Genomic DNA, 14425 nt, shown 5'->3' on the forward strand with positions numbered 1-14425 from the left:
GGCGCGGCGTGTCCAGGTCGCGACATTTGCAGCGACTGCAACCGGCGAGATAAATCTGGCATTCGAGATCAATTTGACCCGCGCGTTTCGGACTCGAATGTCATGCCGGAACGGATCACTGGTGGTCCGATTCCAACATTTGCATCTCGTTGCGGCAGGAGTTCCTGCAAATGTTGGTTTGCTGCAAAGTGTGCCGCGAATGTCGAATTCACCCCACTAGCTTCCGCCGCAAGCATCGGACACTTCATCATAGAGGGTTCTTGCGGCCACCGCGTCACCTCGCCGTTCGGAAAACCCGGTGACCCTGAGAACTCGAACACCACGGTCCAGTCCGATGGTGAGCACGTCATCGACCTTGAGGGAATGCCCCGGGGATTTCTCGCGCGCGCCATTGACGCGGACATGGCCGGCCTCGACCAGCGCCGCAGCATGGGTGCGGGCCTTGACCACCCGCGCATGCCATAACCATTTGTCGAGACGCTGGCGCTCCAAGACACCCAAATAGGTTCACACCAAACAGGTCGCGCACCAATCCGCGGAGACCCGACCGTTCGTCCGCTCAGTCCTTGCGGCCGGCAAGCTGCTCCTTGAGCGCGGCGAGTTTCGCAAACGGCGAATTCGGATCCATCGGACGCTCGCGCTCGCGCGGCGCGCTGCTGGCGTAGGGACGGTGCGACGGTCCGGCGTCCGGACGTCCCTCACGACCACCCTTGCGGGAACCCTGAAAGCGACCCTTGTCCTGATCCCTGTCGCGACCCTTGCCCTGGAAGCGCTCGCGCGGCGGACGTCCCTTGCCCTCGCGCGGCTCACCGCCCGGCGCGCGCTCACTTCCGGCGGAGACGCCTTCGGCCGGCGCATCGGTGGAGGGTTTACGGAAATCCTTGTGACGCTCGCGTCGCCCTCGTCCGTGCCTTTCGCGCTTCTCGGCTCCCTCAGCCGCTACTCCGTCAGCGGCCACCGGTTGCGCGCCATCCTGCCGAGGCTGTTGGCGGCGATGACGATTGCGATCGTGGCGCGGGCGCCGCTCATCGGACCGACCACCTGGCCGCCAGACCTCAATCATCTCGGGCGCGGCGTCCGCCGCAGCGACCGGCGAGGCCTCAACGGCCGCGGTCTCGGCAGATGCCGCGTCCTCGGGAGCGCTCACGGCATCGACGGCCGCAGGCTCGTCCTTCGCGCCATCGATGGTTGGGGCTTCAGCGGCATCGGAAGCCGTCGAGACTGCGATATCGGGCGACAACGGCGGCGGTGGCGTCTCCTCGACCACCACAGCCACGACTTCGATCGCCGCAGCAGTCACTTCTGATGATCCCGCATCCGCCGTGGGCACCGGTTCAGCAGCCGATCCGGCATCGGGCGTACCCGCGCTATCCGCCGCAGGTCCCTGCCCTCCGGGCATGGCGTCCGGCGCAGCCGATTCCTCGGGCCTGCTCTCCGGCGCTTCGGCGGTCACCGTTTCCGTCGCGACATCTGCCGCGGGACCCGTCTCCGTAACGGGTGGGGGCGCCGGGCACCGCTCCATGCGATAGCCGAGCGCGCGCAGGATGGAGGCGAATTCCTCGCCGGCCGTGCCGACGAGCGAAGTCATGGCCTGGGTCACAACGAAGCCGCGACCATCGAATGCGCCGGACGGCCTTTGGCCGAGCGCTCCTTCCCGCCAGGCCAGCGCCGGACGAATTAAATCGGCCAGTCTTTCGAGGATATCGACGCGGATAACCCGCTCGCCACATTGCCTGTAACCAAGCGCACGATAGGCGTCGTGATCGAGCCCCTTGTCGGCCGGGAACGAGGTGCGGCCGCTGGCGGCCAGATGCTGGGCGCTCGACAGCGCCGACAGATCAACATTGTCCTGCTTCTGCGCCCACAACAGCGAGGCCAGCGCACGCGCCGCCGGCTTCAACAGCGCCGGGAAGTGGATGTGGTAGGCGCCGAAGCGCACACCGTACTTGCGCAAGGACGCACGTGACGGCTGATCGAGATCTTTCATTTCGGCGGCGATCTTCGAGCGCTCCAGCACGCCGAGCGCCTCGATCAACTGGAATGCGATACCGCGCGCAATGCCGGTGACATCCTCCGCCTTGGCGAGATCGAACAGCGGCCCCAGCAACTTCTCGACATGGGTCTTGAGCCACAAATCGAGCCGGGCCTGCACGGCATCGCGCGGCGCGCCGGTCAGCCGTTCGTCGGAAATGATGCGGAGCCGGGGGCGCAGCACGTCGTCCGCGGCGACCAGCCGCGCCACAGCATCACCGGTCCAGCGGATGGTGCCGTCCGACGTCAACAAGAACTGATCGTCAGGCGCATTGGACAGTTTTTCGGCGCGCGCCTCGATTTCGCCGGCCAGCGCCTTCTGCGCAATCGCCTGCAAGGCCTTGGCTTCTGAGCCAGCCTCTGCCGTATCCGGCGCGAACGTAAATCCGTCGAGACGGCCGATGACATGGCCCTCTACGATCACCTCTCCGGTCTTGCCGATTTCCGTATCCAACATCGTGTTTTCCCGCAGGCGGCGCATCAATACACTGGTCCGGCGGTCAACGAAACGCTCAGTAAGCCTTTGGTGCAGCGCATCAGACAATTTATTTTCGACCTCGCGCGAAATTCCCTGCCAGTGATCGGGGTCGGCCAGCCAGTCCGGGCGATTGGCCACGAAGGTCCAGGTCCGAATTTGCGCAATCCGCCCCGACAGGGTGTCGATATCGCCGTCGGTGCGATCGGCCTGCGCGACCTGGGCCGCGAACCAGTCGTCAGGAACCCGGCCCTCGCGCATCAGGAAGCCGAACAGTGTCGTCACCAGTTCGGCATGCGCGGCCGGCGCGATCTTGCGATAGTCCGGAATCTGGCAGGCGTCCCACAGCCTCGCCACTGCCGCCGCGCCCTGCGCCATGGCGCGCACGTCGACGTCGCGCGCGGCGTGATCAAGCACGCGCAGGTCTTCGGCGATCGGCGCACGGGTCAACGCCTCGTGCGACGGCGTCAGCGCCAGCGACACCTGCAACGAACTGAGCGAGGAGAAATCGAGATCGGAGTTGCGCCATTGCAGCGTCTTGATGCTGTCGAAGGTGTGGTTCTGCAGTGCGTTGACCAATTCAGGCTCGAACGGCGCGCAGCGTCCGGTGGTGCCGAAGGTGCCGTTGCGAGTGGCGCGGCCGGCGCGGCCGGCGATCTGCGCGAATTCCGCCGGCGTCAGCCTGCGAAACTGGTAGCCGTCGTATTTGCGGTCGGAGGCGAAGGCGACGTGATCGACGTCGAGATTGAGGCCCATGCCCACCGCATCGGTGGCGACGAGATAATCGACGTCGCCGGACTGAAACATAGCGACCTGCGCATTGCGAGTGCGTGGGCTGAGCGATCCCAGCACCACCGCCGCACCGCCGTGCTGGCGGCGGATCAGTTCGGCGATGGCGTAGACCTCGTCCGCCGAGAACGCGACGATCGCGGTGCGGCGCGGCTGCCGGGTGATCTTGCGGTCGCCGGCGAATTCAAGCTGCGACAGCCGCGGGCGGGTGACGATGCTGGCGCCGGGCAAAAGCCGCTCGATGATCGGGCGCATGGTGGCGGCGCCGAGCAGCAGGGTCTCGTCACGGCCGCGCCGGTGCAGAATGCGATCGGTGAAAACATGGCCGCGTTCGAGATCGGCGGCGATCTGGATTTCATCGACGGCAAGAAACGACACGTCGAGATCCCTCGGCATCGCTTCCACCGTGGAGACCCAGAAGCGCGGTCGCGCCGGTTTGATCTTCTCCTCGCCGGTGATCAGCGCGACGGAATCTGCCCCGGTGCGGTCGACGATCTTGTTGTAGACCTCGCGGGCGAGCAACCGCAGCGGCAGACCAATGATGCCGGAAGAATGCGCCAGCATCCGCTCAATCGCGAGATGAGTCTTGCCGGTGTTGGTCGGACCGAGCACCGCCGTCACGCCCGCGCCGAGCGCGCGACCGTTGCCGGGCGGAAATATCGAAGATGAAAAGACCATGTTTTCCGAGAGTTTTCGCGGCGCCGGTGGAGCTTTGGATTCTAATATTACGTAAGCGCCGCTGAGACGGGACGATCAGATGTGTTTCACAATGCGACGCCTGTTGGGCCGCGGCTTAAGCTTTGGAACGAGTCCAGAACGAATCGCGCCCGAATCGCTGACTCCTTATCTCTCCGGCTTCGTTCACCGCAATATCTCGTGTTCAGCTGACATGCGGCAACTAGATCAAGTTCTGCGGCGATCAACAAGACCGGTTATTCCTCCCAAATGATGAATCCACTGGACGCCTGAACCCCGAGGCAGGAGTCAACAGGATTCCTATCCCGTATTCCGCAAAAGTGGATACCGGCTTTGCGATCGGAATAGGCGCAAGTCCGTCGTGGAACTCGAAGCAGCACGCCAGAAGCGTCGCCCCGCCAAACCCGGGCGGGTTGCTGCACCGCTATTGCGCCTTGGCCGCGGTCTTCGGCGGGATCGCGCTCGTGATGAACTGGGTCGATTCCAGCTTGCCGGTACCAAGCGGCGTCGGAATTGTCAGGCGATAGGGTACCAACACGCGCGTGCCGGCGATCGGTGCCAGCCAGATCTCCATGTTGCGCTGGGCAGCGAGATACTTGATCGCGAGGCGGTCCGGGACGTAGCCGGCGATCGGCGAGAAATAGATCGCGCAGACCACCGCCGGGCCATGATAGCCCTTTTCCGACTTCACCATTTCCATGCGCTTGAAGTCGAGGCGCAGGTCGTAGCGCATGCGGCCGTCGAAGACCCCGGTCGTGGCATGACAGGCTTCGGGACCGAGCGGATCGGCGGTGCCGGGCACATGCAGCAGCGGCGCACTCATCGGATCGACTACGCCGCGCTTGTGCGCATCGGTGACCGGAATACGCTTGGCATCGACCGGCGGGGTCGGCTCGATGACGAAATCCTTCACATTGCCGCCGACCAGCGACATGCGAATAGTCTCCGACTTCTTCGACGACGAAATGGTCGCGGTATAATTCGCGGGAACCAGCGCGCCGTTGACGACGCGGCCCTGCGAGGCCCCGGTGCCGGTGCCATGGGCAAACGCCTTGAGAAGTCCGGTGGCGCCGCCGTTTGCCGTCGTCGAATATTGATCGTCGAGGATATCGACCGCCCAAACTCCGGTGCCGACAAGAATCCCGGACAGGGTGACGTCATAGTGAGCCTCAAGCTTGCCCTGCGCGGCGGCGGGACCCGTCATCGCCAACATCGCGGCAAAGAGTGCGAACGATACACCACCCGCGGTCCGAACCGAGGCGGCCATCGACCGGGGCAACGTCATTCGGGGTAAGCTCACTTAAGGGGTGATCCTGCACGTCAAGGTTTGGGCTCAGGCGGTTTCAGATCGCGGGTCACTGTCTGCCGTGGCGCCAATAGCAATAATACGCATTCAAGACAGGCTTGCGAGCAAATGCGGCAGGTCTGCGAGCACGTCAAACCCGGGATCGCCTCAGGCTCGCGGTTCGCGCACCTGCAATCCGGCCTCCAACCGGCAAAACCAGCCCACGGCCGGTCGATGGCCATGATGTCGATACGGATTACGCCCTTTATATGATGGAATATGATGGGGCCCAGACGGCGGTTCGCCGAAAACACGTCGAACTGAAGCGGTTGGCGTTCATTTGTGCCGCCAACAGCCCGACTTCGGCTCTCCATACCTTGACGCCCTGCCGCTCTCCCCCTATACGTCCGCGGTTCCTGAAATGGACGCGATTTCGAACCCCCGAGTCAGCCCTGAGGGCCGATGCCGGGGACGACAGAGGATTTTCGCCATGTCTCGGCGCTGCGAACTGACGGCCAAGGCTCCCTTGGTGGGCCACAAGGTCAGCCACTCCAATATTAAAACCAAACGGCGTTTCCTGCCGAACCTGGTGAACGTCACCTTCCAGTCCGAAGCGCTGGCCAGTTCGGTGCGGCTGCGGGTGTCGACCAATGCGTTGAAGAGCGTCGACCACCGCGGCGGCTTCGATGCCTTCCTGCTGAAGGCGAAAAATTCGGAGCTCTCGCCGAAAGCGATCGAGATCAAGCGCCAGATCGAAAAGAAGCAGGCTGCCAAAGCAGGCTGATAACGGCGAGCTTGTTTGCTCGAACTGATCAACGCGCCGAGAATGAGAAGGCCGGATCGGGCAACCCGAACCCGGCCTTTAATTTTTACATTGCAGCCGCACCTGATCCGTCTTCACGCGCAGACTGTAAAGCTCAGTGCTCGTGAGGCCGCAACTCGCCGGGAACGCCGCGCTGTTCAAGCCCGCCCGCTGCGATCCATCGCTCGGTCTTCCTGATCGCCCGCTCGATGTGTTCTTCAGTGCGCGAAAAATCATAGGGCGAACCAACCAACGGACAGAGCGGCGGCACGACGTGGTACTCGATTGACGGGTCGATATATTCCAGATCGTCGACCATCTGCCGCGAAATCAGCAGCGTCACCGCGTGGAGCACGTTGGCGACCGCGCCTTTCGGCGGCGCCTCACCGGCACAGGCAGTTCCGGTCGGCAGAATGATCAGTCGCCGCGCGCCCTTCTCCAGCGCAACCTTGATGGGCGTATTGCTCGAGATCGCGCCGTCGGCGAGAAACATCCTCCTGTAGTGGACCGGCGCGAACACCCCGGGAATCGACGTGCTCGCCATGATCGCCTTGGCGGCTGAGCCTTCGGACAGCACGACGGCGCCGCCGGTCACGATATTGGTGGTGACGATATGCACCGGCAGCTTCGCATCCTGAAGATTTTTGTAAGGCAGGTGATCGTCCACCAGCTTGCGCACGCCGTCATGCGAGATCAGAAAATCCCGCCGCCAGAGAAATCCGAGCAAAGTCCGGACTGACACCGGAAATACGTCCTGACGGCGCAGACCGCGCCAGATGTCCGCGAGATGCTTCACGCCGTCGAGGGTCGGAACGCCAGCGTAATAGGCGCCGTTCAAAGCCCCGACGCTGGATCCCACCACCATGTCCGCGACAGCGCCGTGCGCGGCGAGCGCATACATCATGCCAACCTGGATGGCGCCGAAACTCCCACCGCCCGCGAACACGAAGGCGGTTTTGCGGGACGAACTGTCGGACGATGACATTGAGGCTGACAACAATCCCCGCGGCTCCCTTTTTTGCGCCGTAACAACAGGCTGTCCAGAGCCTGATGCTGTATATCAACGCCGCCGAAGCCGGCGCAATCGCATCGCCCCGAAACCGGCGGCGCCGGGATTAACTTTTTACTAACCGGGATTGCTGACGCAGCTTCAGTTTGTACGGTATCCACGTCGCCCGCCGCCGAAGGACGGCGCGGCCTCCATCGTGCAGACCGTGGGCATCGCCACCACGTCCAGACAGTCCGCAGCGCGCGCCGCGCGAGGTACCGAAGGGCATTGCGAATGCGATCGAGGCCGCATCGTCGAACGCCTGCGGTTCCGGATAGCCATCCAGTCCGGCCACCCAATTAGCGGTTCGGTAACCGCCACTTCAGTGCGCTTCCGTGATTTTACTCATCTTTCAAGGTCTGAAAATACGGTCGACCGCTGGATCGCGATTTCGCGACCCTCAAATTCGTGGAGTTTTCCATGAAGGGCGTGGTTTACAATCTGCTCGAAGAGGCCGTCGTCGAGAAATTCGGCGCCGACGTCTGGGACGACTTGCTCGACGATGCCGGCGTAGCCGGCGCCTACACCTCGCTCGGCAATTACTCCGACAAAGAGATGATCGCCCTGGTCGACGCCGCGGCCGCCAAGCTGGATATGACCAGCGGCGACGTCCTGCGATGGTTTGGCGAACAGGCGATGCCGCTGCTCAAGCAGCGATACCCTGACTTCTTCATGCCCCACAACTCATCGCGCAGCTTCGTTCTAAGCGTCAACAACATCATCCACCCGGAAGTCCGCAAGCTCTACTCCGGCGCCAAGTGTCCGTTTTTCCACTTCCGCGAAACTCCGGAAGGCAACGTGACGATGGGCTACGAATCGTCGCGCCGGATGTGCGACCTGGCGCATGGATTCATCAAAGGCGCCGCAGGCATTTTTTGCGAGGAAGTCGACATTACGCACCATACTTGCATGAACCATGGTGCGGACAAATGTTTGATGGAAATCAAATGGGCGCCTTGACCCCTTTTGCAGCTGAGTCCGCCGCTCCTCTCGATCAGCTCAATCTCAAGATTCTGAAGCTCGAAAATCGCCTGCAGCGCGAGCGCGTGGCGCGGCTGAAGGCGGAAGAGATCGCGGAAAAGGGGTTGAGAGATCTGTACGAGAGGCAGCAACAGCTCGCGCTGCTTGAGACCATCGCGACGGCGGCAAACCAGAGTGGTTCGATCGACGACACCATGCGTTTTGCGCTCGGCGCCATTTGTCAGCACACCGGCTGGGGCTTCGGCAACGTCTACCTGCCCTCGGCAACCATCCCCGACTATCTTACGCCAGCGGGCGTTTGGCATGCGGCCGACCCGGGGCTTCTCGCTGCTTTCATTTCGTTGACGTTGAAAACCGGCTTCGCCATCGGCGATGGATTGCCAGGCCGCGTCTACCAATCCGCCAAGCCAGCCTGGATTGCCGACCTGACCTTGGACCGCAACTTTCCGCGCGCCGAGGTTGCCGTGCTGTCCGGCTGCCGCGCCGCGTTCGCATTTCCGGTGCTGGTCGGCAACGACGTGCTCGGCGTACTGGAATTTTTTCATCACAGTACGGTCCGCCCCGACAATCAGTTCCTTGGCGTGCTGGCGCAAATCGGCACCCAGCTCGGCCGCGTTGTCGAACGCCGCCGGGCCGAACAAAAACTGATGCACGATGCGACGCACGATCCGCTGACCGGATTGCCAAATCGCCTGCTGTTCTCCGATCGCCTCGAACGCGCGGTGGCGACGCATCTGCGCCGGCCGGACATCGGCTTCGCGGTAATCTTCATCGACCTCGACCGCTTCAAGCTGGTCAACGACAGCCTTGGCCATTCGGCCGGCGACGTATTGCTGCAGGAAATCGCCCAGCGGTTCAGCCAGGCGCTGATCAAATCCGGCCACAAGCTCGCCGCCGGCGAAGCGGTGACGCTGGCCCGGCTCGGCGGCGACGAATTCACCATCCTTCTGGAGGACATCGAGCGCAGCTCAGTCGCTGTCGATGTTGCGCAATCGTTGCAGGCTTCGCTGCACAACCCGCTGTTCATCGACGGCCAGGAGCTGTATTCGTCGGCCAGCATCGGTGTCGTCTCCAGCGAAGCTGGGTATACCAGCGCGGCAGACATCATGCGCGATGCCGATCTGGCGATGTACCGCGCCAAGGGCGAAGGCCGTGCCCGCGTTGAAATCTTCGATGAAAGTCTGCATGTCGACGCCAAGCGGCGCCTGACGCTGGAGAACGAGCTGCGCAATGCGCTGAAGAAGAACGAATTCGTGCTGCACTATCAACCGATCATCGCCCTTGGTTCGCGCGAAATGACCGGCTTCGAGGCACTGGTGCGCTGGAAAAAAAGTGACGGGCAAATCATTCCGCCATCGGATTTCATTCCGCTCGCCGAGGAAACCGGTCTTATCGTCTTCATCGGCAGTTGGGTGCTGGAACAATCGCTCAAAACGCTAGCGAGGTGGCAGCAGGATTTCCCGCGTGCCAAGCCGCTCACCATGAGCGTCAACGTCTCGCCGCGCCAGTTTCACCAGACCGACTTCGTCGAGCAGGTGATCAATGCAGTGACCGCCAGCGGCGCCCCGCCACATACGCTGCGACTGGAAATCACCGAAAGCGTCACCATTCAGAACGCCCAGCAAGCCATCGAAATTCTGCGCCGCTTGCGCCAGTTCGGCGTGCGCGTCAGCATCGACGATTTCGGCACCGGCTACTCCTCGCTGAGCTATCTGCATCAGTTGCCGTTCGACACCCTGAAGATCGATCGCGCGTTCGTCTCAGCACTGCAATCGCGCAGCGACGGCGGGCAGATCGTTCAGACCATCCTCGACCTCGCAAAGAACCTCAGCCTCGATGTTATCGCCGAGGGCACCGAGTCCGAAGAGCATGTCAACATTCTGCATCAGATGGGATGCGGTTACGCGCAAGGCTACTTCTTCTCGCTCCCATTGGACGAAACCGCGGCGAATGAGATGCTGTCGGCCAACGTCGCTGCGGTGAAGGCCCTGCCGCTACTGGATTAACAGCTGGTGGAGCGAATTTGACACTTGCTACCCGCTTTGGGATGCAAATGTTGGAATCGGACCACTAGTCGACCAGCGTGAACTGCAGCAACAGCGTGCGCTGGATCAGCGAAAAATTGTCGTCGGACACCAGCGTCAGGACGATTTCGCCGTTGTCGTTCGCGTAAGCATCGATACCCTCGAAATTGTCGATCTCCTGCCCGAGGTCCGCGTCGAAAATCGAGGGGCCATCCACCAGCGCGCCGGGCGCGACCGCTTTCATCGCAATGCGCCGGATGCGAATGCCGATACCGCCGGTCAGCGAGAATTTGCGTTCGAGAATCAACAGATCGCCCGAAGGCAGCAGACAGGCATCGCTGATGTCGAAATAGTCGGTGCGGCGGATCGCGAACTGGCCAGGCGACGGGCCGCCGATCAGGAACGCCACGATATTCTGGCCGGCGTCGAGGCCGCGCTCGGAGATTGCTATCAGCGTGCCGCCGAGCGGCTTGTCGCGGGGAACGACCACCATCGCCTCCAGCCCCTGGTTGAATGGCAGCTTGCGAATGGCCGGCGGCACATCGACCTCCTCACCGTGCGCTCGCGTAAACCCCTTGCCGAAATCGAACCGCATGATCCGGTTGACCCGCTCTATGCCGACATAGACCAGCGATCCGTCGAGCGCGATCGATTCGGTATCGAACCAGTGATGCGCGGTGATCGGCCTGCCGTCAGCACCGAGCATGGGTGCGGCCTCGACATCGGCGAGCCCGGTCATCTCCTTGGCCCGATAGACGATACGGCCGGTGAACCAGGTACCCTTGTCGCTGGCGGAAATGAATTGTTGTCCTTTCGGATCGAGCCGCAGGCTCGACAGTCCTCCGAAGCCGCGAAATGACGAGGTCAGGATCAATCCGCTGCGAAAGGCGAGCGCGCCGAAGCGGGTGCGCGAACGGTCGCGCAGGTCGAAGGAGGAAATCGGCCGCGCGTTGACGGTGATCGACACCGGCGCCGGCGGCGTCAGTTCGTCCGGCGGTGACTGCTTCAGCGGGTGCGTTGCGAATTGCGCGCGGGCGGGAGCGGGAGTGGCGGCGATGGCGGCGAGCGAAATTCCCCATTTGAGGATGCCGCGACGGTCTGGACGATCGGGCTCGACGGGAGGTGAGACGAAACGGCTGCTCCCCTTCCCTTTGCGGGTTGGCACTCTCACGAATGTAGCTTGCGCGGCCGCCGCACTGGTGCCGCCGGTGGATCATGCGTCTCGCTGAACAGTTCGGCGAGCTGTTCGGTGATGGCTCCGCCGAGCTCTTCCGCATCCACAATGGTCACCGCGCGGCGATAGTATCGCGTCACGTCATGGCCGATGCCGATCGCGATCAGCTCGACCGGCGAGCGGGTCTCGATTTCCTCGATCACCCAGCGCAGGTGGCGCTCGAGATAGTTGCCGGGATTGACCGACAGCGTGGAATCGTCAACAGGCGCGCCGTCCGAGATCATCATCAATATCTTGCGCTGTTCCGAGCGGCCGAGCAGCCGCTTGTGGGCCCAGTCCAGCGCCTCGCCGTCGATGTTCTCCTTGAGCAGCCCCTCGCGCATCATCAGCCCGAGGTTTTTCCGCGAGCGCCGCCATGGCGCGTCGGCGGACTTGTAAATGATGTGACGGAGATCGTTGAGCCGCCCCGGCGTGGCCGGCTTGCCTGCGGCGAGCCACGCCTCGCGCGACTGCCCGCCCTTCCACGCCCGCGTCGTGAAGCCGAGAATTTCCACCTTGACGCCGCAACGCTCCAGCGTGCGCGCCAGGATGTCGGCGCAGGTCGCGGCCACCGTAATGGGACGCCCGCGCATTGAGCCGGAATTATCGAGCAGCAGCGTCACCACGGTGTCGCGGAAGGTCGCCTCCTTCTCGTGCTTGAACGACAGCGGCTGATAGGGATCGATCACCACCCGCGACAGCCGCGCCGGATCGAGAATGCCTTCCTCGAGATCGAACTCCCAGGCGCGGTTCTGCTGCGCCATCAGGCGACGCTGCAGGCGGTTGGCGAGCCGCGCCACGATGCCTTGCAGATGCGCGAGCTGCTTGTCGAGATAGCTGCGCAGCCGTTCCAGCTCGTCATGATCGCAGAGGTCCTCCGCCGCGATCACCTCGTCGAACCTGGGCGCGAAAGCGTGATACTCCGGACCGCGCGGCTCGTTGGCGCCCCTGGCGTTTGGCCGCGTCGCCTCGCCCGGCGTCTCGTCGTCGCCGAGCTCGCCGTCGTCGAAGGTATCGCTGGCGGAGGCCTGCGCGCTTTCCATGGCGCTGTCCGACATCTCGTCGGTGGTCTCCTGAGCCTGTTCCGCGCTCATTTCCTGCGCGGCGTCGCTGTCGGGCGATCCCTCTCCCCCAGACTGATCGTTATCGCCCTCGCGGTTGTCGTCCTGGTTCTCGTCCTTGTCAGCCTCGGCGTTGGTGTCGTCGCCGAGATCGAGCTCCGACAGCAAGTCGTGCACGACGTCGCCGAACTTCACCTGATCCTCGGTGAGGTGGCTGAGCTGATCCAGCCGTTTGCCGATCTTGTCTTCCAGGAACGGACGCCACAGATCGACCATTTTGCGCGCGGCGGTGGGTGGCGCGAGGCCGGTCAGCCGCTCACGGACCATCATTGCCAGCGCATCCGACAGCGGCGCATCAGCGCGATCGGTGATTTCGTCATACTTGCCGCGATGAAAATGGTCATCGAGCATCGCAGTCAGATTCTTGGCGACGCCTGTCATCCGGCGTGAGCCGATGGCCTCGACCCGCGCCTGCTCCACCGCGTCGAACACACCGCGCGCCTGCGGATTGCCAGGCATCAGCTTGCGATGCACCTTGGGATCGTGGCAGGCGATCTTCAGCGCGATGGAATCCGCGTGGCCCCGCACGATCGCCGCGTCGCGCTTGCTCATTTTGCGCCCGGGCTCCGGCAACCGCGCCTTGCCCGGCGACAGGCCGGGCCGCTCGACGGCAAATGTCACCTCGAGTTCCGGTCGCCGGGCAATCGCGCGCAGGCAGGACGCCACCGCGCGCTTGAACGGCTCGCTCGGCGCTTCCTTCGACCCGGTACGGAACTTGTTGCTCGGTGGTGCGGTGTTCATGAATGCGGTGGCCGGTTTCCTTCTCTCGCGGAGAGGGCGGCATGGACGAAGTCCGTGCCGGGTGAAGAGTGTCTTCGAGCGAGGGTTTCACCCTCACCTGCCTTCGCTCCGCGAAGACACCCTCTCCCACAAGGGAGAGGGTAAAAATCAGCTCAACGCCACGTTGACCGCCGATTCCGCCAACTCGGTGTTGAAGCAGCGCTGATAGAACTCGGCGACCAGCGGCCGCTCGAGTTCGTCGCATTTGTTGAGGAACGTGACGCGGAAGGCGAAACCCAGGTCGCCGAAGATCTCGGTGTTCTCCGCCCAGGTGATGACCGTGCGCGGGCTCATCACCGTGGAGAGATCGCCGTTGGCGAAGGCGTTGCGCGTGAGATCGGCAAGCCGCACCATCTTGCCGACGGTGTCGCGGCCTTCCGGTGTGCGGTAGTGCCTGGCCTTGGCCAGCACGATCTCGACCTCGTTGTCGTGCGGAAGATAGTTCAGCGTGGTGACGATGTTCCAGCGGTCCATCTGCGCCTGATTGATCTGCTGGGTGCCGTGATAGAGGCCCGACGTGTCGCCAAGACCGATGGTGTTCGCGGTCGAGAACAGTCGGAACGCCGGATGCGGCTTGATGACCCGGCTCTGATCGAGCAGCGTCAAGCGCCCTGAGGACTCCAGCACGCGCTGGATCACGAACATCACGTCCGGACGGCCGGCATCGTATTCGTCGAAGCACAGCGCGACGTTGTTCTGGTAGGCCCACGGCAGGATGCCGTCGCGGAATTCGGTGACCTGCTTGCCATCCTTGACCACGATCGCATCCTTGCCGACGAGATCGATACGACTGATATGGCTGTCGAGGTTGACGCGCACGCAGGGCCAATTCAACCGCGCCGCCACCTGCTCGATATGGGTCGATTTGCCGGTGCCGTGGTAGCCGCTCACCATGACGCGGCGGTTCCTGGCGAAGCCGGCGAGAATTGCGAGCGTTGTTGCACGATCGAAGCGATAGTCCGGATCGACATCGGGCACGTGCGGATCGGTTGCGGAATAGGCAGGGACTTCGAGATCGCTGTCGATCCCGAACACCTGCCGCACCGACACCTTCATGTCGGGCAAACCGGCGGAGGTTTCAGTTTTGGTCATGGCCGCGGTCGTCATCAATCCTCCGAGGTTCGGGCGCGCTTCCCGAAACCAGAACTGCGCATGGCTGCGGATGAGGGGCTCGCAGGAA

Annotated in this window: 10 protein-coding genes; 3 read left to right on the forward strand and 7 right to left on the reverse strand. The window is 63.1% G+C overall.

The genetic code is table 11. The features are described from left to right. Window positions 1–216 precede the first annotated feature (216 nt). The 3 genes from ACSZOQ_RS15745 to ACSZOQ_RS15755 form a co-directional block, all read right to left on the reverse strand. Window positions 217–492: an RNA-binding S4 domain-containing protein gene (locus tag ACSZOQ_RS15745; protein ID WP_439923372.1), complete on the reverse strand. Its 276-nt coding sequence runs from the start codon at window positions 490–492 to the stop codon at window positions 217–219. Between the two features lie 67 nt (window positions 493–559). Beyond that, window positions 560–3973, reverse strand: a complete 3414-nt coding sequence (locus tag ACSZOQ_RS15750) for a helicase-related protein (RefSeq protein ID WP_439923373.1) — start codon at window positions 3971–3973, stop codon at window positions 560–562. 442 nt (window positions 3974–4415) lie between these two features. Next, complete coding sequence (locus ACSZOQ_RS15755; RefSeq protein ID WP_439923374.1) at window positions 4416–5276, reverse strand: DUF3108 domain-containing protein; 861 nt, start codon at window positions 5274–5276, stop codon at window positions 4416–4418. A 490-nt stretch (window positions 5277–5766) separates the two neighbouring features. Here ACSZOQ_RS15755 and rpmB point away from each other — a divergent pair, with 490 nt between their 5' ends. After that, window positions 5767–6060, forward strand: a complete 294-nt coding sequence (rpmB, locus tag ACSZOQ_RS15760) for a 50S ribosomal protein L28 (protein ID WP_439923375.1) — start codon at window positions 5767–5769, stop codon at window positions 6058–6060. 133 nt (window positions 6061–6193) lie between these two features. On the opposite strand, the gene ACSZOQ_RS15765 is transcribed toward rpmB, so the two are convergent. Next, entirely contained in the window at window positions 6194–7063 is an 870-nt protein-coding gene (locus ACSZOQ_RS15765) for a patatin-like phospholipase family protein (RefSeq protein ID WP_439923376.1), read from the reverse strand. Window positions 7064–7546: 483 nt separating this feature from the next. On the opposite strand from ACSZOQ_RS15765, the gene ACSZOQ_RS15770 reads away from it, so the two are divergent. After that, window positions 7547–8086 (forward strand): heme NO-binding domain-containing protein, encoded by a 540-nt coding sequence (locus ACSZOQ_RS15770; RefSeq protein WP_439923377.1) that lies wholly within the window; start codon window positions 7547–7549, stop codon window positions 8084–8086. Next, a complete protein-coding gene (locus tag ACSZOQ_RS15775; RefSeq protein WP_439923378.1) occupies window positions 8074–10113 on the forward strand; it encodes an EAL domain-containing protein in 2040 nt (679 codons plus the stop codon). Before ACSZOQ_RS15770 ends, ACSZOQ_RS15775 begins: the two co-directional genes overlap by 13 nt. Before the next feature lie 64 nt (window positions 10114–10177). Here ACSZOQ_RS15775 and ACSZOQ_RS15780 read toward each other — a convergent pair whose 3' ends face one another. The 3 genes from ACSZOQ_RS15780 to cobS form a co-directional block, all read right to left on the reverse strand. Beyond that, window positions 10178–11218, reverse strand: coding sequence for an esterase-like activity of phytase family protein (locus ACSZOQ_RS15780; protein WP_439926097.1), 1041 nt, complete (start codon window positions 11216–11218; stop codon window positions 10178–10180). An 80-nt stretch (window positions 11219–11298) separates the two neighbouring features. Beyond that, entirely contained in the window at window positions 11299–13206 is a 1908-nt protein-coding gene (cobT, locus tag ACSZOQ_RS15785; protein WP_439923379.1) for a cobaltochelatase subunit CobT, read from the reverse strand. Window positions 13207–13353: 147 nt separating this feature from the next. Beyond that, complete coding sequence (gene cobS, locus ACSZOQ_RS15790; RefSeq protein ID WP_439923380.1) at window positions 13354–14352, reverse strand: cobaltochelatase subunit CobS; 999 nt, start codon at window positions 14350–14352, stop codon at window positions 13354–13356. Window positions 14353–14425 lie beyond the last annotated feature (73 nt).

Origin of the sequence: Nitrobacter sp. JJSN, from assembly GCF_051912485.1 — a bacterium.
Lineage (GTDB): Bacteria > Pseudomonadota > Alphaproteobacteria > Rhizobiales > Xanthobacteraceae > Nitrobacter.